We start from the raw sequence: 18,528 nt of genomic DNA on the forward strand, positions 1-18,528 counted from the left end.
GGGTGCCGTCGAGCGGGAAGGGGACGCTCTGGTCGGCGCCCGGTCCGCCGGTCTGGACGAACACCGCCGCGTTGTACTTCGACGGTCCGAAGCCGCGGCTGATGCTCCAGCTGCCGTCGGGGCGGACCTCGGTGCTGACCTCGCCGCCTCGGCCTTGGCCGAAGGGGTGGAGGGTCACGGTCGCGCCGGCGTCGCCGGTGCCGGTGAGGGTGGTGCGTCCGGTGGGCGAGACGGTGCCGTCTCCGTCGATGATCAGTGAGGAGGTGCGGGTGCCGTCGAGCGGGAAGGGGACGCTTTGGTCGGCTGCGGGTCCGCCGGTCTGGACGAACACGGCGGCGGTGTAGGTGGTGGGTCCGAAGCCGCGGCTGATGCTCCAGGTGCCGTCGGCGCGGACCTCGGTGCTGACCTCGCCGCCGCGGCCTTGGCCGAAGGGGTGCAAGGTCACGGTCGCGCCGGCGTCGCCGGTGCCGGTGAGGGTGGTGCGTCCCGTGGGCGAAACGGTGCCGTCTCCGTCGATGATCAGCGACGGGGTGCGGGTGCCGTCGAGCGGGAAGGGGACGCTCTGGTCGGCGCCCGGTCCGCCGGTCTGGACGAACACGGCGGCGTTGTACTTCGACGGTCCGAAGCCGCGGGCGATGTTCCAGGTGCCGTCGGGGCGGACCTCGGTGCTGACCTCGCCGCCTCGGCCTTCACCGAAGGGGTGGAGAGTCACGGTCGAGCCGGGGTGACCGGCGCCGGTGAGCGTCGTCAATCCGGTGGGCGAGACGGTGCCGTCGCCCTCGATGGTGAGGTCCCGGGTCTCGGGGGCCGGTTCGACGTTCTCGGATGCGGTGAAGGTCCGGGTCGAGGTCAGGGGCTTCAGCGAGTCCCAGTAGGGCGTCTCGACGACGGTCATCGTGTGCTCACCCGGGGTCAAGGATGCCGTGACATCCAGCTCGAGAGTCCACGTGCCGTCGGCCAGGACGTCGGCGTCACCGAGCGTCGCTGCGGGCTCGTCCGTGCCCCCGACGTCGGTGCTCAGGGTGACGATCGAGCCGGGGATGCCCTCGCCCGTGAACACGTCCGTGTCGACGTCGATGGTCTCGCCCTCGGCGGGCGAGACGACGTCGAGCGGGAACGTCTCGGGCGCGGTGTTCTCGTCGGTCGCCTCCAGGACGATGGGGGTCTTCTCGGACATGTCGGTCCCGCGGACGGTGATCAGGTCGATCTCTTCGCCGGCGTACTCGGGGTCGACGGTGATCGCGTAGGCGCCGTTCCACGTGACGCCCGTGCCGCCGATGTATCTGCCGTCGAACTGGGCGATGACGCCGGGCACGTCGAACTCGTTCGCGAAGTAGCTCGTGGTCCCGAGGATGCTCATGGTGCCGTCGCTGTTGACGCCGACGGAGTGCGCCAGCGGTGCGGCGAGGGGCGAGGGTGCGGGGATCTCGGCCGGGGTCAGCGGGATGTCGAGGGAGCGGCCCCGGTCGGGGGACCCGATGCCGGTGACGGTCGCGGTCTGGCCCTCCAGCGAGCCGTCGAGGACGAACGAGAAGCGCCCGTGGAGGCCGGACACCTGCTCGCGGTGCTCGCCGACCCGGATCTCGGCCTGGTGGGCCCGGTTCACGATGACCCGGACGACGATGTCGCCCGTCGAGCTGCGGTGCACGGACGAGAGGAGCGGGCGGGCAGGCGTCGTCGGGTCGACGTCTTCCGTGGGGGCGACCGTGAACGTCGCGCTCGTCTCCTGCTTCGGAGCCGAGGCCCACGTGGGAGTCTCGGTTACAGCGGTCCGGTACGAACCGGCGGGCAGCGCGGGCGACGTGCAGCTCCAGTCGCCCAGCGACGTGACGCGGGTCTCGCAGAGCGTCGAGGAGGCGCGGTTCGTCTTCTCGTCACGCGTCACGACGATCTGCGAGTTCGGGATGCCGGACCCGGCGAACGTCGCCTCGGGGGCCGCCAGCACGTCGCCCGCGGTGGGCGATGCGACCTCGAGCGGGTGGACGTCCGAGGCGGTGTTGCGTTCGGTGGGGACGAGCTCGACCTGAGCTGTCTCGCTCCCGTGGCCACGGTAGTAGGCCGTCACCTCGATGACCTCGCCGGCGCGCGAGGCGGGCACGGTCAGCGAGAACGATCCGTTCTCGGACGGGAAGTCCCACGACATGCCGGAACGGTTGGCCCACACCTCGGTCTTCGAGAACAGGTCGGGCTGGTGCGCCACGGTCCCCTCGATCACGAAGTGGCCGTCGTCGTACTGGCTGACGGCGTGGATGACGGGCGTGCCGGGTGCCTCGTTCTCGCCCTCGGCGTACTGGGTCTCGAGGACGAACTCGACCTCGACCTTCCCCTGTGGGGTGTACGAGACGAGTGTGGCCTTCTTGCCCCGGTCGGCGACGTCGACGAGCGTGGCGAAGCGATCGTTCCAGACGGCGGCGCTGTAGCTGCCCCCTCCCTCGACGATGACCCCCGCGAGTCGGGCGCCCGGCGCCATGCCGGCGACGGACAGCTTGTCGCCCTCGCTCGGTTCGACGAACGCGATGCGGGGTGCGGACGGGGCCGTGGGCGACGCGGACGGCGCCTCGGCCGGGGCCTGGTCGGTGATGGCGGGGGCCGCGTGGGCTGCGGCGGGGGCGAGGGTGCCCACGGCGAGGGCCGCGAGGCCGACGGCGGTGAGGCCTGATCTGATCGTGCTCATGTCTTCTTCCGGATGGGGGAAAGGGAAGACCGATCGGGACGGCCAACCGATACTCTACATTCCACACGCCCGAGAAGCGACTCCGAGCAGGCTCAGTCGATCGAGCGCTGCACTCCCTTGACCGGCAGCATCAACACGAGTCCGGCCAGCAGCACGAGCGCGATGCCGACGATGCCGAACCGGGTGTCGCCCGTCGCCGACACGAACAGCGTGAAGAGCCCCGGCGCGAGGAAGCTCACGGCTCGCCCGGTCGTCGCGTACAACCCGAAGATCTCGCCCTCGCGCCCGGGCGGCGTCACCCGCGCCAGGAACGACCGGCTCGCGGACTGGATCGGCCCGACGAAGAGGGCCAGCGCCAGGCCGAACACCCAGAACAGGTTCGTCGCCGTCCCGATGGCGAGCACCGCGAAGGCGGCGATCACGAGCCCCACCAGCGACCCGACGATGATCGTCTTGGCGCCCAGACGGTCGTCGAGCCACCCGCCGACGAAGGTGCCGATCCCCGCGACGAGGTTGGCGCCGACGGCGAAGTAGATGACCATGCTCGGCGAGAACCCGAACACCTGCGCCGCGATGATCGCCCCGAAGGTGAAGACGGCCGCGAGGCCGTCACGGAACACGGCGCTGGCCAGCAAGAACAGCAGCACCTGGCGGTTCGTGCGCCACAGCTTGGCGATCGTCGACCCCAGGAGGCGGTACGAACGCCACAATCCCACCCGGGCCCGCGCGGCGGTGGCGGGCAGCTCGGGCACCGACAGCAGGACCGGCACCGCGAAGATCGCGAACCACGCCGCGGCGACGACGATCGAGAGGCGGACGTCCCACGCGCCTCCTGCCGTTCCCGTGGCGACGCCGAACAGGCCGCCGCGTCCTTCGGTTCCGAAGCTCTGGAGGAAGGCGACCAGCAGCAAGAGCAGGAGGACGATGCCGCCGACGTAGCCGAGGCCCCAGCCGAAGCCCGACACCTTGCCGATCGTCCTGGGCGTCGAGACCTGCACGAGCATCGCGTTGTAGTTGACGCTCGCGAACTCGAAGAAGAGGTTGCCGACGGCCAGCAGGGCGGCGCCGAAGACGAGGAGGTCGGGCACGGGGGCGACGAAGACCATCGCGGCCATCGCGAGCACGACCAGGCCGGTGTTGACCGCCAGCCAGAGCTTGCGACGGCCCGAGCCGTCGCTGCGCTGACCGAGCACGGGCGCGAGTAGGGCGATCAGCACGCCGGCGATCGTCAGGGCCGTCGAGATGACCGTCGCGTTCTCGGCCTTGGCCAGCACCAGCGCCGGGTTGCGGGTGTCGTCTCCGGCTGCCGCGACGATCGCCGGGTCGACGAAGGCGCCGCTCGCCAGGTAGGTGCTGAAGACGAACGAGGTCACCACCGCGTTGAAGGCGGCCGAGCCCCAGTCCCAGAGGGCCCACGAGATCACGCGGCGGCGCGGGATCGGGGTGCTGTCGGCGAGCGTCTGCGCTGCGGTCATGGGGGTCAACCTAGTGGGCGTCCGTGGCCGACGGGGGCCGCGCCTCATCGTCCGGGGCGGTCGCGACGACCCCCGTTCGAGACTTGAGTCTTTCTGGCTCAACTTTCAGGTTCGCAGCTTGACGTCGGCCGCAGCGTGAGTAAAGTTGAGCCAGGCCGACTCAAGGCCGGCCCCCAAGGCTTTCGTCACACCGCACCACGAAGGAGAAAAGCACATGGCACGTGCAGTAGGAATCGACCTCGGCACCACCAACTCGGTCGTCAGCGTCCTCGAGGGTGGCGAGCCCACCGTCATCGCGAACGCCGAGGGTCTGCGCACGACCCCCTCGGTCGTCGCCTTCACGAAGGACGGCGAGGTGCTGGTCGGCGAGACCGCCAAGCGCCAGGCCGTCACCAACGTCGACCGCACCATCGCGTCGGTCAAGCGTCACGTCGGCACCGACTGGAAGGTCGAGATCGACGACAAGAAGTACACCCCGCAAGAGATCAGCGCTCGCATCCTCGGCAAGCTGAAGCGCGACGCCGAGCAGTACCTGGGCGAAGAGGTGACCGACGCGGTCGTCACCGTCCCGGCGTACTTCAACGACTCCGAGCGCCAGGCCACGAAAGAGGCCGGCGAGATCGCGGGCCTGAACGTCCTGCGCATCATCAACGAGCCGACCGCGGCCGCCCTCGCCTACGGCCTCGACAAGGGCAAGGAAGACGAGCTCATCCTGGTCTTCGACCTCGGTGGCGGAACGTTCGACGTCTCGCTGCTCGAAGTGGGCAAGGACGAAGACTTCTCGACCATCCAGGTGCGCAGCACCTCGGGTGACAACCGCCTCGGTGGCGACGACTGGGACAACCGCATCGTCGAGCACCTCATCAAGAAGTTCAAGGACGCCCACGGCGTCGACCTCTCGACCGACAAGATCGCCAAGCAGCGCCTCAAAGAGGCCGCCGAGCAGGCCAAGAAAGAGCTGTCGTCGAGCACCTCGACCAGCATCCAGCTGCCGTACCTCACGCTGACGGCCGACGGCCCGCTCAACCTCGACGAGACCATCTCGCGCTCGCAGTTCGAGCAGTGGACGAGCGACCTGCTCGACCGCACCAAGAAGCCGTTCAACGACGTCATCAAAGAAGCGGGCGTGAAGGTGGGCGACATCGCCCACGTCGTGCTCGTCGGTGGCTCGACCCGCATGCCCGCCGTGACCGAGGTCGTCAAGCAGCTCACCGGTGGTCAGGAGCCCAACAAGGGCGTCAACCCCGACGAGGTCGTGGCCGTCGGTGCCGCCCTGCAGGCCGGCGTGCTGAAGGGCGAGCGCAAGGACGTCCTGCTCATCGACGTCACCCCGCTCAGCCTCGGCATCGAGACCAAGGGTGGCGCGATGACCAAGCTCATCGAACGCAACACGGCCATCCCGACCAAGCGCAGCGAGACCTTCACCACGGCCGACGACAACCAGCCGTCCGTCGCGATCCAGGTCTTCCAGGGCGAGCGCGAGTTCACCCGCGACAACAAGAACCTCGGCACCTTCGAGCTGACCGGCATCGCCCCGGCCCCCCGCGGCGTCCCGCAGATCGAGGTCACCTTCGACATCGACGCCAACGGCATCGTGCACGTGTCCGCGAAGGACAAGGGCACCGGCAAGGAGCAGTCGATGGTCATCTCGGGCGGCTCGTCGCTGTCGAAGGACGACATCGAGCGCATGGTCCGCGAGGCCGAGGAGAACGCCGCCGAAGACAAGGCGCGTCGTGAGGCCAACGAGACCCGCAACTCGGCCGAGCAGCTCGTCTACTCGATCGAGAAGCTGATCAAGGAGAACGACGAGAAGCTGCCCGCGGACGTCAAGTCCGAGGTGCAGGCCGACGTCGACTCGCTGAAGTCCGCCCTCGCCGGCGACGACGAGTCCGCGATCAAGCCCGCCTTCGACAAGCTCAACGAGAGCCAGCAGAAGCTCGGCCAGGCGATCTACTCGCAGAGCCAGGCCGACCAGGCCGGTGCTGCCGGTGCGGCCGGCCCCGAGGGGGCTCCCGCCGACGGCCAGGCCCAGGGCAACGACGAGGACATCGTCGACGCCGAGGTCGTGGACGACGACGACAACGACAAGAAGTAGAGGCGGTCGGCATGACTGACGACAACAAGACGCCCGACGACGAGCCGCGTCCCGCGACCCCGTCCGAAGACGGCGGCACGGCCGACGTGGTCGAGCCCGACGAGCTCGTCGACGCCGAGGCTCCCGACGTCGAGACCCCGGCCGACGCCGAGGCCCCGGCCGGGGCCAAGGCCGCCGCCGAGTCGATGGCCGAGGCGCCCGAGGGCACCGAGACGCTGAGCGCCGACGACGAGGCCATCCTCGACGCGGCCAGTGCCGACCTGGTCGCCGACATGCGACAGGACATGCTGCGTGCCCAGGCCGAGTTGGTGAACTTCCGGAGGCGCGTCGAGCGTGACCGCGAGGCCAACCGTGAGGCCGTGGTCGCCGAGGTCATCCGGTCGCTGCTGCCGGCGCTCGACGACCTGGCCCGTGCCGAGCAGCACGGCGACCTGGCCGAGGGCCCGATGACCGTCATCGCGCAGAAGATCCGCGGGGGGCTCGACAAGTTCGGCCTCACGCAGATCGGTGCCAAGGGTGACGTGTTCGACCCCAGCAAGCACGACGCGCTGGTCCAGCTGCCGAGCGCCGACGTCACGGTCAACACCGTGGCCGACGTGATCGAGCCGGGCTACACGATCGGCGACCGCGTCATCCGCGCCGCCAAGGTCGCGGTGCACACCCCCCAGTAGCACCCCGGTGACGGTCGGCCCCCGCGCCGACCGTCACCACCCCCGGCGACGCGAGTCGCGACCGGCGGTGGGCTCCTCGACGAGGTGCCCACCGCCTCCCCCGTTCTCTTCCGGTCGCTGCCAGGCAGCGACCTCCAGTCAAGGAAGGAGGTGCCGCATGGCGAGTCAGGACTGGTTCGACAAGGACTTCTACGCCGTCCTCGGTGTCTCCAAAGACGTCACGCCCGCCGAGCTGAAGAAGGTCTACCGCAAGCTCGCGCGCAAGTACCACCCCGACTCCAACCCGGGTGACGCCGCCAGCGAGGCGAAGTTCAAAGAGATCAGCGAGGCGCACTCGGTGCTCTCCGACCCCGAGCAGCGTCGCGAGTACGACCAGGTCCGGGCCATGGGCGGCGGTGCCCGGTTCGCGGCCGGCAGCGGTGGCCCTGGAGGCGCGGGTGGCGGCTTCGAGGACGTCTTCGGCGGCATGTTCAACCAGGGCGGGCAGCGCACGCAGTTCCGTCAGGGCGGCGGCGGTGGCTTCGACGACATCTTCGGCGGCATGTTCGGCGGCGGCGGCTTCGGCCAGACGAGCGGCGGCTACCGCGGCTTCGGCGGACCACAGAAGGGCCGCGACATGACGGCCACGACGACCCTCGACTTCCAGACCGCGATCGTCGGCGAGACCATCACGCTGCAGGCGTCGAACGGCAAGCCGATGAAGGTCCGCATCCCGGCCGGCGTCCACGACGGGCAGAAGATCAAGCTGCGCGGCCGGGGTGAACAGAGCCCCGACGGCGGTGAGGCCGGCGACATGGTGCTGACCGTCGCCGTCCGCAAGCACCCCGTGTTCGAGCTCGACGGCAAGAACCTGCGGCTCGACGTGCCCGTCACGTTCGCCGAGGCGACCCTCGGTGCGACCATCGAGGTGCCCACCCTGGGTGGCGACCCCGTGCGACTGCGCGTCGCGCCGGGCACGCCGTCGGGTCGCGTGCTGCGGGTCAAGGGCCGTGGCGTGCACGGGAAGGACGGCGTCGGCGACCTGCTCGCCACCGTCCAGGTCGCGGTGCCCGCCCATCTCAACGACAGGGCACGCGAGGCCGTCGAGGCCCTGGCGGCCGCCCTGCCGGCCGAGAACCCGCGCGACGACCTGATCGCCCGCGCACGGGCCTGACGAGACCGACCCGACCCGCGCCTCCTCGGCGGCAGGTCCCTAGCGACGAGACAGGAGACGAGATGGACCGACCGGACCCCACCCAGTGGCCGATGGACGAGCACTCGCCCCTCTTCGCCATCGCGACGGCCGCTGAGCTCTCGGGCCTGCACGCGCAGACGCTCCGTCAGTACGACCGGCTCGGACTCGTCGTCCCGCAGCGCACGGCGGGCAAGTCGCGCCGTTACTCGATGCGCGACGTCGTGCAGCTCCGCGAGATCGCACGTCTCGGCGGCGAGGGCATCTCGCTCGAGGGGATCAAACGCATCCTCGAGCTCGAGAACCAGGTGACGGCGCTCCAATCGCGCGTTCGCGAACTCGAGCGGGCCCTGGCCGACGAGATGGTCAACCGGCCCGGGGCCCGTGTCTTCGCCGCGGGTGAGAGCGGGGTCGTGCCGCTGCGGCACGGCACCCGCCCGTCGCGGCAGACCTCGGTGGTCGTGTGGCGGCCGCTGCGCTGAGGCCGCAGGGGCGGACGGGCGGCGGCCCGCGCCTCCCCGGCCCGACCGATACCGTGGTGGCGTGATCGACTTCGCGCAGCTCCGCCGGTGGCCCGACGTCGAGGCGCCCGAGCTCGTCGCGCACGACGCGACCGATCGACTGCTGCTCGACACCGCGCAGGAGGCGCTGGTCGCCCACCCGAGACACGTCACCGTCATCGGCGACCGCTACGGCGCCCTGACCCTCGGCGTCGCCGACGTCGTGGCAGGGCACGCCGACGGCGCCGAGGTCCGTGTCCACCAGGACGCCCTGTCCGGAGAACGCGCCCTCGAGGCCAACGCCCGGGCGGTGTCCCCGCGGGCTCGCTGGACGTCGCACGGCCTCGAGCCCGACCTCGTCTCGGGCGCTCGCGTGGTCCTCGTGCAACTGCCGCGCGGCCTCGACGCCCTCGACGAGATCGCCGAGCTGATCGCCGCCCACGCCCACCCCGGGGTGCAGGTCTTCGCCGGGGGACGCGTCAAGCACATGACGACGGCCATGAACGAGGTGCTGCGTCGGCACTTCGACGAGGTGCAGGCGGGATTGGCGCGCCAGAAGTCGCGGGTGCTCACCGTGGCCCGTCCCCGCCCCTCGGGGGTGTCGGGCTGGCCCCGGTCCGGACGTCACGGCGATCTCGTGATCGTGGCCCACGGTGCCGCCTTCGCCGGAACCACGATCGACATCGGAACACGGGTGCTCCTGGCAGCAATCGACGCGGCCCCGCCCGGGGCCCGTCACGTCGTCGACCTCGGCTGCGGCACGGGCGTCCTCGGTGTCAGCTACGCCCGCGCGCACCCGGCCTCGACGGTCGTCGCCACCGACCAGTCCCGGGCCGCGGTCGACTCGGCGACCGCCACCATCGCGGCGAACGGTCTCGGCGAACGCATGGAGGCGCGGCGCGACGACGCGGGAGGCTCGCTGCCCCTGGGCTCCGCCGACCTGGTGTTGCTCAATCCGCCGTTCCACGTCGGGGCGACCGTTCACCCGGGCATCGCCCACAAGCTCTTCGACGCAGCAGCGCGGCTGCTCCGCCCCGGCGGCGAGTTGTGGTGCGTGTGGAACAGCGCCCTCGCGTACCGGCCCGTCCTCGAGCGCGTCGTCGGTCCGACCCGCCAGGTGTCCCGGACGGCGAAGTTCACCGTGACGGTGTCGACCCGGCGTTGAGGCTGTCGGCGGGGAAGAGGTCAGTCGTCTTGTGTGAGCGAGGCGTCGATGAACGACAGCAGGGCGAGGGCGTAGGCGTCCTCGGGGTCGCCCGAGAGGTGTGACTCGTCGTTCTCGGCACCGGGGCGACGCGTTCGGACGTCGTAGGCGACCGTCTCGCCGTCGAGTCCCTCGCCCAGCGCGGGCACTCGCGAGAGGGAGCGGAAGGCGCGTCCGAGCAGGTCGCGTAGCTGATCTTCTCGAGGCAACCACAGGCTGTCGTCCGCGGCGACCGAGTCGAGTGCCCATTCGGTCGTGCCGTTGAACCCCAGGACCGTTCCGGTCGGGTGTTCGTGGGCCTCGATGGTCATGTCGCTCAAGATGAACACCTCGTCGCCGAACGCGTCCCCGTCGATGACGAAGCGGTCGCCGGGGCGGGGACGCCAACGCAATCCGGATCGCCGGAGTCGGCGGGCGAGGTCGATGCTCAACATCGGACCATGATGCGCCCGCCGACTGACAGCCGGCAGCCCGACCGATCGGGACGGGCCGAACCCGCTCACCGGCTCGTGACGACGCTGCCCGTGGTGCCGTTCTCGTTGACGACGGGCTCGGCGCCGGCGTGACTCACCGTGTTGTCGTCGCCTGCGAAGTCCACCAGCTCGACGGAGTCGATGACGACGGCCAGGTTCGTCCCCTCGACGACGAGGTGTCGAACGGTGCCGAGCGAGACCGTCCCGCCGGTGCCGATCACGCTCACCGTGTCGCACGCGTCGGTGAAGACGGTCTCGGGGGCCCCGGCTTCGACGACGACCGCCGCGGTCCCGTCGACGCACACACCGGTCACGAACGGTTCGGGCGTCGTCTCGCCGGTCGTCTCGTGGGGGCGGTCACCTCGGTCGTCGGCAGACCCGTTCGCGGTGCACCCGGTCAGCCCGGCGACCAGGGCGAGACCGGAGAGGCCGGCGACCCCCACGAGTCTCCGTCGCGTCGGACGCCACGACCGGGCGTCCCCCTTCGTCGACGTCATCGTGAGGGAGCCCAGGTCAGGTCGGGCAACCGGTCGCCCTGTCCGTTCATGGCCTGTTGCTCGATCACGAGCACGTAGTCGTGATCGGGCCCCCACGCCCGGTCGAACCGCCAGCGACCCGCACGGTCGGCCTCGACGGTGCGGTAGACGGTGTCGCTGACGCCGGACCGGACCGTGACCGTCGCGAAGGGAGTGGCGGTGCCCTCGAAACGGACGGGAACGAGGTTCTCGTAGGTGTCGCCGACCTCGGGGGTGCTGAGGGTCAGGGGGGCGAAGACCGGCGCCGTCACCGTGATGGTCGCCTCCGAGGTCGTCTCGTCCGGGTTGGTCTGGGTCACGGTCACGACGTGGTCTCCCGTCGCCGACCACGAGCGGGTCGGCAGGGACCATCGGCCCTCGGTCGTCACCTCGGTGTCACCCAGCTCGACCCGGCTGCCGGCGACCGTCGCCACGGCGGACACCCGGGCGCGCGGTGTGCCGACGCCGCTCAACGTGTTCGGGCCCGGCCGGAACATCTCGCCGTCGACGTGACTCGTGATGCGGACCGGCACCGTGGACGACCGGTGGTCGAGGTGCAGGATCGATCGGCGGACGTCGGACCCCCGGGTGGCGACGAAGCTGATGTCGTAGCCGGCGGCCGTGGGCCCGAGGTAGCGGTCGAACGACCAGGACCCGTCGAGTCCACTGACGGCAGTGCCCATGAGGGTGTTCCACTGGTTGCGGGCGACGACGGTCGTGTTCGGGGCGGCACGACCGACGAAGGTGGTCACGCCCTCGGTGTAGGTGCTGTTGTGCGCCGGGCTCGTCACCTGGAACGCGAGGCTGCCGCCGTAGACGAGTCGCAGGCTGGTGACCTGCGGCGTCCCGCCGGGCATCGTCGCGGTGAAGGTGAGCTCGTAGCCTGTCGAGGTGGGCCCGAGGTTGCGGTCGAACGCCCACGTGCCGTCGGTGGCGTCGGCTGATCCCATGAGGGTGTTCCACTGGTTCTTGGCCACGACGGTCGACCCCACGGGGGCCGTGCCTCGGAAGGTCGTCGTGCCCACGTCGTAGAGCTGGCCGTCCACGTGGCTGGTGACGCGGAGCGGTAGGTCGGCGGCGACGCGGGTCACCGCGATGCTGACGCTCTGGACGTCGTCGCCCGTCGTCTGGACGACCGTGAGGGTGTTCGGGCCGGTGGCGAGGTCGCGCGTGGGCCGGACGGTCCAGGTGCCGCCCTCGACGGTGCCGGTGCCGATGACCTGGCCGGGAGCCGTCTCGACGGAGATCGTGGCCCCGTCGTGGCCGTGACCGGAGATCGTCGGGCGGGGCGTGGTGACCGTCGTTCCGTCGGCCGGGCTCTCGATCGTGGGTGCGGTGATCACCGGGGGTTCGGGTGTCCCTTCGGGATTGAGGGTGACGGTCGCGACGGTCGTGTTGCGGCCACGCCCGCTCTGCGTCGCCTCGAGGACGTGCCTCGTCGAGTCGACGTCCACGGTCGTCCGCAGGCTCCAGCGACCGTTCTGCAAGACCGTCGCGCTGCCGAGGACCGTCTGGCGCCCCTCTTCGCGGACCCGGATGCCGGCCCCGGGCTCGCCCGTGCCGGTCATCTCGACCCGACCGCCGCCGTGGGCGGCGTCGTCGACCGGGGTCGTGACGGCCACCGCGGCGCCGTAGGACACGGTCGTCGTGACGTGGCCGGCGACCTCACCGTCGATCTCTTGTCGGACGGACACGTCGTGGTCGCCACCGGCGTCGGGGGCGGAGACGGGCGTGGACCAGATGCCTGCGCCCGACGACGCGGGAACCCGTGCGAGTTCGGATCCGTCGGAGTCCCGGACGACGACGACGACGGCGCCGGGGTGTGCGGTGCCCGACAGGACGGCCCGGTCGCCGTGATCAGCGGGGAAGGTGACCCGCGCGACCAACGGGCGCACGGCGAGCTCGACGTCGAGAGTGGTCTCGGCGGTCGGGACCTGGTTCTCGTACTGGGTGAAGGTGAGCGGGTTCGAGCCCAGGGCGAGCCCGGTCAGGGGTCCCGACCACGTTCCGTCTGCCCCGGCCCGGAACTCGGGCCCCACGGGGGTGCCGGGCAGGCCTTCGACGACGACGTAGGACTCGGGTGCGGCCTGGCCCGAGACGACCGCCGAGCGGTTCGGGATGTCGACCGAGTCGACGTCGACGGAGAACGCCCGCAGGTCGTCGACGTCGCTGACGATCCTCAGTCCGCCCTCGGCGCCGAAGCCGAGGACGTTCCAGGTGTAGAGGCCGCTGGCCTCGACGAAGGTCGTGGGCCCCGTGACGGTGAGGCCCGGGTGGGCCGCGCTCTCGAGTCGGTCGCCGACGACGCGGAAGCGGCGGGCGTCGTCGTCGTCGCAGAGCTTCTGGTAGACGACTTCGAGGGCGGCGTGCTCGACGGCGGCGACGGAGGATGCGCAGCGTCGCGACGCGGGGTCGCGCAGCTGGAACCACCCGCCCGGGGACGGCAGGACGTCGAGGCGGAGGGCTGCCCCCTCGGCGGCCTCGGCCGTCGGGTGCGTCGAGTACCCCGTGACGACTCCCTGGTCGTAGCTGAACTCAGGGGTGAAGTACGCCCCCGGCCCGCCTTCGAAGACGAGGGTGGCGCTGCCGGTCGATCGGGGGAGGGGGGTGAGGGGCTCCTGGGCCGACGGCTCGTCGGCAGATGGGGGAGCCGGTGCCGCTGTCGCCGCGGGCGAGCCCAGGATCAGTGAGGCGACGGCGGTGGCGACCGCGAGCCCCAGGGCGCCTGCGCGCGTGAACGTGATGTGCATGGAGTCGTCTTTCTGGTCGTGGCAGGGAGACCGACGCATCGGTACCGAAATGCTAGACGTAGAAAGAGATATGACACAACAGGGATGCTCGTGCCTGTGGACAGCCCATTCGCGCTGTCCGGCGCGGGCGGTGCCCGGCTCAGGTCGTGGCGACGGGGCGGAACGCCTCCGGTGGGGGGTCGGTGAGGACGGCGTCGACGTCGAGGTCCGATGCGTCCAGCGGGGGGACTGTCGCGTGCGAGATCAAGGGGTGGACGGGCCGGACATCGTCCTCGCCGACGCCGTTGAGTTCTTCGTGCAGTTTCTCGCCGGGGCGGAGCCCGGTGAAGACCACGTCGACGTCGCGACCCGACAGGGCGATCATGCGCTCGGCCACGTCGAGGATCTTGACGGGTTCACCCATGTCGAGGATGAGTGCTTCGCCGGGCCCTCCGATGGCTCCGGCCTGGATGACGAGGTGACAGGCCTCGGGGATGGTCATGAAGAACCGGGTGGCGTCGGGGTGGGTGACGGTCAGGGGGCGGCCCGTGGCGATGAGGTCGCGGAAGAGCGGCACCATGCTGCCCCGGCTGCCGAGGACGTTGCCGAACCGGACCGACAGGTAGCGTCGCCCGCTCTTCTCGGCCGCGCCTGCCGTGAGCCGCTCGGCGAGGCGCTTCGAGCGGCCGAGCACGCTGGTGGGGTTGGCGGCCTTGTCGGTCGAGATGTTGACGAAGGTCTCGACGTCGACGGCTGCCGCTGCCTCGAGCACGTTGAGCGTGCCCATCACGTTGGTCTGCCAGGCTTCGGCTGGGTACTGCTCGAGCATGGGCAGGTGCTTAAGGGCGGCCGCGTGGAAGACCACCTCGGGGCGTCGTGCGCGGAAGATGGTCGTCAGGGCGGTGGCATCGCGGATGTCGGCGAGGACGACGTCACGGGTGTCGAGCAGGCCGTGGCCGCTGAGCGTGACCTGCACCGATTGCAGGGCGGTCTCGTCCCGGTCGAGCATCATCAGCTCGGCGGGGGCGAAGCGAGACAACTGGCGACAGAGCTCGCTGCCGATCGAGCCACCGGCACCGGTGACGAGCACCCGGCGGCCTCGCACGTAGTCGGCGATCGACTCGACGTCGGTGTCGACGGGGCGTCGTCCGACGATGTCCTCGACCGAGACGTCGCGCAGGTCGCTGGTGCTCGACCCGCCGGTCAACAGGTCGTCGAGCGGTGGCACGGTCAGGATGCGGAGGCCGATCGCCGACGCGCGTTCGGTCAGGTCGCGCACCAGTGCCGCGTCGGCCCGGGCGACGGCGAGGACGAGGGTCTCGGCGCCGGTTCGCCGGGCCGCATCGGCGAGTTCGTCGCGGCCGCCGGCGATGGTGATGCCGGCGATGCGCAGCCCCCGGCGAGTCGGATCGTCGTCCAGCAGCTCGACGGGTCGCAAGGGGCTGGTCGGGTCGGTGAGCAGCTGGCGCACGAGGTGCTCGCCGAGCACGCCGGTGCCGAAGACGAGCGTCGGAGCCGCATCGGGCCGGGGTCGCAGGGCGCGTTCGACGCGCCCTCGGACGAGCGTGCGGGTGCCGGCCATGATCAGGGCGGCGACGGGGAACGCCACGAGGGGCAGCGAGGGGGGCCAGGCGGATGTCGGGATGGCCGGCCCCGGAGGCACGAGCGGCACCACGGATGCCGCGACGCCGACGATCAGGGCGGAGGCGACCAGGCCGTGGGCTTCGGCCAGGCTGCCGGGGAGCCAGCGGCGACGGTAGAGGCCGATCGCGAGTCCGGCGACGAGCTGGGCCACGACCGTGAACAGGACCGCCGAGGCGACCCCGGTGCCGGTCTCGGGCTCGACGAGTCCGACCAGCAGGGCGGTCGAGGTGATCGCCGCCGACCACGCGAGGGCGTCGACGGTCATCGCGAGAGGGCGTGGGTACGACCTGGAGGCGCGGGCCGGCTCGGCCGGAGAGCCGCGGCGGGCAGGGGCGGTGGGTGGGGAAGCCACGGGCATGGTCACCTCGCGAGGAAGTCGGGATGTCACCGTTCGGTGACTTGATCCAATCTAACATTTTACTTATGGATGAGCAATGCCAAGTGCTGACGGAGCGATGCGGACGAGGGGCTGTTCCTCGGCCGTCACGGCACAGCACGAAGCCCGACGCCCTTCCGGGTCGTCGGGCTTCGGTCGGGGGAGGCGGATCAGCGCGCGGTGACCGTGTTGCTCTCGGGGGCGTCGCTGAGGTCGTCGACGGCGGGGGCTCCACCGGTGTGGGTGAGGGTGTTGCCGGTGCCGGCGAACAACAAGCTGGTCACTCCCTCGGTGGTGAGGGTGTTGTCGTTGCCTTCGATCGACAGCGTGGTCACGGCGCCCAGTGTGACGTCCGTGGCGTTGCCGAGGATCGAGACCGTTTCGCAGTCACCGAACGTGACGGGCTCGCCGGTGGCCTGGATCTGGGCGAAGCCGTCGACGCACTCGCCGAGGTGCGCCTCGGCCTGGGCCTCGGCCTGCTGTGCCTGGTCGGTGACGGCGGTCGGGGTGGGGGTCGGCTCGGGGCCGCCGTCAGTGGTGCAGGCGGCGAGGCTCAGGCTCAGAGCGGTGACCGAGAGGGCGGTGGCGAGCAGTCGGCGGGTGGGTCGTGCCATTGCGGAGGATCTCCTTGGTCGTGGTGTGGTGCGCGCCGGAACGGTCGGTGGCGGCGGTGCGGTGGGGTCGAGAAGGCGAGGGCCCGGCAGCCGTGGAGGTGCCGGGCCCTCGTGGGGTGGGTGCGGTGTTACGGGGTGGGGGTGGGGACGAGCCGCAGGGTCATCTCGCTGACCTTGCCGTCCTGTTCCGGCTGGCTGATCACGATGTCGTAGGCCTTGGTGCCGCCGAGGCCGCGGGCCATGGTGTAGTCGCCCTGTGCGTTCGCGACGGTGGTCGTGGCGTACTGGGGGTAGTCCTTGCCGAACCAGTAGAACGTGACGGTGGCGTTGGAGGACGCCTTGCCGCGGATCGTGGTCAGGCCCGTGGGGGCGAAGGCGTCGCCGTCCTGGTGGCTGCTGACGGTGAGGTCGGCAGGGCCGGTCGCTTCCGGCACGAGGCGCAGGGTGACTTCGCTGATCTTTCCGGCCTGGGCGGGCTGGGTGATCACGATGTCGTAGGGCTTCGTCCCGCCGAGGCCACGCGAGATCGAGTAGTCGCCCTGTGCGTTCGCGACGGTGGTCGTGGCGTGCTGGGGGTAGTCCTTGCCGAACCAGTAGAACGTGACGGTGGCGCCGGAGGACGCCTTGCCGCTGATCGTGGTCTGACCGGTGGGGGCGAAGGCGTCGCCGTCCTGGTGGCTGCCGACGGTGAGGTCGACAGGGCCGACTCCGGCGGGCACCAGGCGCACGGTGACCTCGTTGACCTTTCCGGCCTGAGCCGTCTGGGTGAGGGTGATGTTGTAGGGCTGGGGTTCCGCCCATGTTGCGCGAGATCGAGTAGTCACCCTGGTCGTTGGCGGCCGTGGTCGTCGCGTACTGGGGGTAGTCCTTGCCGAACCAGTAGGCCGTGACCGTGGCCTTCGGCGTCGCTTTTCCGCTCAGCGTGGTGGCGCCGGGCTGGGCGAAGGTGTCGCCGTCCTCGTGGCTGGTGAGCGTGAGGTCTGCCGGTGCGGCAGCGTCGTTCTCGGGGTTCAGCGTGACCGTGGAAGCGGTGGTGTTGTTGCCCTTGCCGGTCTGGCTGGCCTCGAGGACGTGCTTGCGGTCGTCGACGTCGGTGGTGCGGATGGTCCACTGGCCGTTGGCGAGCACCTGGGCGCTGCCCAGGACGGTGCTGCGGCCCTGTTCGCGGACGGTGACCTGGGCGCCGACCTCACCGGTGCCGCGGAGGGTGACCGGACCGCCGTCGTGGGCCATGCCCTCGGCAGGAGTGGTGATCGCGACGCCGGCGCCGTAGGCGACGGTGACGACGATCTCACCGTTGGCTTCGCCGTCGATCTCTTGGTGGATGCGGACGTCGTAGTCGCCGCCCGCGTCGGGGGCGCCGATCGGGGTCGACCAGGCACCCGAGCCGAGGCGAGCCTCGGTGCGGGCGATCTCGTCACCGTCGACGTCGCGGATCACGACGGTGGAGCCGGGGTGGGCCGTGCCGGACAGGACGGCGTCCTGCTCGAGGTCGGCGGGGAACGACACGGCGCCGCGGACGGGCGTCACGTCGAGGACGACGTCGAGGGTGGTCTCGCCGGTCTTGACGGTGCCCTCGTACTGCTCGAGGGTGACCCGGTTCGACCCGAGCTTCAGCTCGGTGAGTTCGTAGGACCACTTGCCGTCGGTACCGGCCGGGACCTGGTCCTCACCGTTGACCACGACGAGCGCGTCCGGGACCGCGCTGCCCGAGATCCGAGCGGTCCGGTTCGGGAGGTCCGTCGAATCCACCTTGCCCGAGAACTCGCCGAGAGCCGAGACGTCGGTCTCGAGGGCGAAGGCGCTCGTCGAAGAGAAGGCGAGGTGGTTTCCCCAGTAGCCACCGATCGCATCGGCCGGCCTGAATGCGTTCCGCAGGGTCGAACCGTCGAAGAACCACTGGGTTGAGGCCGTGCCAGGATCGCAATTCACAGACGAGGCGTTGTACCAGTTCAGCGTGTTGTTCGAAGATGCCCTGAAACAAGCGTCGTAGCCGGCGTCCGACATCCCGACGAGTTGCGAGTTGCCGTTGGGGAGCCTGACGACCTTCAGATCGAGGGCGCCGGCCGTCGCCGCGGCGAGAGAGTTGTACTGTGCGTAGGTCTTCCCGACGCGACCGGTGACGGCGTTGTACCTGTTGCCGTCCTTGAAGACGAGCTTGACGGTCGATTCCGCTTGCGTGGAGACAGGCGCGGGGGCAGCGACTGCCGCAGGACCGAAGCTGAGGCCGGTCACGATCGTGGCTGCGGCCAGCCCGATCGCGCCGGTGCGCTTGAGAGTTTTCTTCATGTGAGAGAGGTGTTCTTTCATGTCTGGGCAGCGCGATGTGCCGCCAGGCGAACAGATAGTGAAATGTTAGACACAAAACAAGGCATGCACAACATGAC

14 protein-coding genes are annotated in these 18,528 nt (G+C 70.5%); 6 read left to right on the plus strand and 8 right to left on the minus strand.

Going from position 1 to position 18,528, the window contains the following annotated elements; genetic code table 11:
• A partial coding sequence (locus tag SZ60_RS15895; protein ID WP_043597748.1) for a hypothetical protein occupies positions 1-2,674 on the minus strand: 2,674 nt, incomplete at its 3' end.
• Between the two features lie 92 nt (positions 2,675-2,766).
• Positions 2,767-4,149, minus strand: coding sequence for an MFS transporter (locus SZ60_RS15900; RefSeq protein WP_056229842.1), 1,383 nt, complete (start codon positions 4,147-4,149; stop codon positions 2,767-2,769).
• A gap of 214 nt (positions 4,150-4,363) precedes the next feature.
• Here SZ60_RS15900 and dnaK point away from each other — a divergent pair, with 214 nt between their 5' ends.
• The 5 genes from dnaK (at position 4,364) to SZ60_RS15925 (ending at position 9,751) form a co-directional block, all read left to right on the plus strand.
• Positions 4,364-6,244, plus strand: coding sequence for a molecular chaperone DnaK (dnaK, locus tag SZ60_RS15905; protein ID WP_043597752.1), 1,881 nt, complete (start codon positions 4,364-4,366; stop codon positions 6,242-6,244).
• A gap of 11 nt (positions 6,245-6,255) precedes the next feature.
• Positions 6,256-6,915 (plus strand): nucleotide exchange factor GrpE, encoded by a 660-nt coding sequence (locus SZ60_RS15910; RefSeq protein ID WP_231567196.1) that lies wholly within the window; start codon positions 6,256-6,258, stop codon positions 6,913-6,915.
• A 157-nt stretch (positions 6,916-7,072) separates the two neighbouring features.
• The gene (locus SZ60_RS15915; protein WP_043597754.1) at positions 7,073-8,068 is read left to right on the plus strand and encodes a DnaJ C-terminal domain-containing protein; all 996 of its coding nucleotides are present in this window, start codon (positions 7,073-7,075) and stop codon (positions 8,066-8,068) included.
• Between the two features lie 92 nt (positions 8,069-8,160).
• Positions 8,161-8,568 carry a heat shock protein transcriptional repressor HspR gene (locus SZ60_RS15920; RefSeq protein WP_043597756.1) on the plus strand — a complete coding sequence of 136 codons (408 nt, stop codon included), beginning with the start codon at positions 8,161-8,163 and terminating at the stop codon, positions 8,566-8,568.
• Positions 8,569-8,629: 61 nt separating this feature from the next.
• On the plus strand, positions 8,630-9,751 hold the full coding sequence (locus tag SZ60_RS15925) for a class I SAM-dependent methyltransferase (protein WP_043597759.1): 1,122 nt from the start codon (positions 8,630-8,632) through the stop codon (positions 9,749-9,751).
• Positions 9,752-9,771: 20 nt separating this feature from the next.
• Here SZ60_RS15925 and SZ60_RS15930 read toward each other — a convergent pair whose 3' ends face one another.
• The 6 genes from SZ60_RS15930 to SZ60_RS17765 form a co-directional block, all read right to left on the minus strand.
• A complete protein-coding gene (locus SZ60_RS15930; RefSeq protein ID WP_043597761.1) occupies positions 9,772-10,224 on the minus strand; it encodes a hypothetical protein in 453 nt (150 codons plus the stop codon).
• A 65-nt stretch (positions 10,225-10,289) separates the two neighbouring features.
• Entirely contained in the window at positions 10,290-10,760 is a 471-nt protein-coding gene (locus SZ60_RS17605) for a DUF3060 domain-containing protein (protein ID WP_043597763.1), read from the minus strand.
• A complete protein-coding gene (locus SZ60_RS17610; RefSeq protein ID WP_043597765.1) occupies positions 10,757-13,528 on the minus strand; it encodes a hypothetical protein in 2,772 nt (923 codons plus the stop codon). Before SZ60_RS17610 ends, SZ60_RS17605 begins: the two co-directional genes overlap by 4 nt.
• Before the next feature lie 139 nt (positions 13,529-13,667).
• Complete coding sequence (locus SZ60_RS15945; RefSeq protein WP_043597767.1) at positions 13,668-15,416, minus strand: nucleoside-diphosphate sugar epimerase/dehydratase; 1,749 nt, start codon at positions 15,414-15,416, stop codon at positions 13,668-13,670.
• Between the two features lie 281 nt (positions 15,417-15,697).
• Entirely contained in the window at positions 15,698-16,141 is a 444-nt protein-coding gene (locus SZ60_RS17760; RefSeq protein WP_043597770.1) for a DUF3060 domain-containing protein, read from the minus strand.
• 128 nt (positions 16,142-16,269) lie between these two features.
• A complete protein-coding gene (locus SZ60_RS17765; RefSeq protein ID WP_231567197.1) occupies positions 16,270-16,965 on the minus strand; it encodes a hypothetical protein in 696 nt (231 codons plus the stop codon).
• A gap of 136 nt (positions 16,966-17,101) precedes the next feature.
• Here SZ60_RS17765 and SZ60_RS17770 point away from each other — a divergent pair, with 136 nt between their 5' ends.
• The gene (locus SZ60_RS17770; protein WP_231567198.1) at positions 17,102-18,049 is read left to right on the plus strand and encodes a hypothetical protein; all 948 of its coding nucleotides are present in this window, start codon (positions 17,102-17,104) and stop codon (positions 18,047-18,049) included.
• Positions 18,050-18,528 lie beyond the last annotated feature (479 nt).

The organism is Frigoribacterium sp. MEB024 (genome assembly GCF_000878135.1).
Taxonomy (GTDB): Bacteria; Actinomycetota; Actinomycetes; order Actinomycetales; family Microbacteriaceae; genus Frigoribacterium.

Coding starts and splice junctions, on each gene's coding strand:
- SZ60_RS15900 (WP_056229842.1), bottom strand. CDS start 4,149: ATGACCGCAGCGCAGACGCTCGCCGACAGCACCCCGATCCCGCGCCGC.
- dnaK (WP_043597752.1), top strand. CDS start 4,364: ATGGCACGTGCAGTAGGAATCGACCTCGGCACCACCAACTCGGTCGTC.
- SZ60_RS15910 (WP_231567196.1), top strand. CDS start 6,256: ATGACTGACGACAACAAGACGCCCGACGACGAGCCGCGTCCCGCGACC.
- SZ60_RS15915 (WP_043597754.1), top strand. CDS start 7,073: ATGGCGAGTCAGGACTGGTTCGACAAGGACTTCTACGCCGTCCTCGGT.
- SZ60_RS15920 (WP_043597756.1), top strand. CDS start 8,161: ATGGACGAGCACTCGCCCCTCTTCGCCATCGCGACGGCCGCTGAGCTC.
- SZ60_RS15930 (WP_043597761.1), bottom strand. CDS start 10,224: ATGTTGAGCATCGACCTCGCCCGCCGACTCCGGCGATCCGGATTGCGT.
- SZ60_RS17605 (WP_043597763.1), bottom strand. CDS start 10,760: ATGACGTCGACGAAGGGGGACGCCCGGTCGTGGCGTCCGACGCGACGG.
- SZ60_RS17610 (WP_043597765.1), bottom strand. CDS start 13,528: ATGCACATCACGTTCACGCGCGCAGGCGCCCTGGGGCTCGCGGTCGCC.
- SZ60_RS15945 (WP_043597767.1), bottom strand. CDS start 15,416: ATGACCGTCGACGCCCTCGCGTGGTCGGCGGCGATCACCTCGACCGCC.
- SZ60_RS17760 (WP_043597770.1), bottom strand. CDS start 16,141: ATGGCACGACCCACCCGCCGACTGCTCGCCACCGCCCTCTCGGTCACC.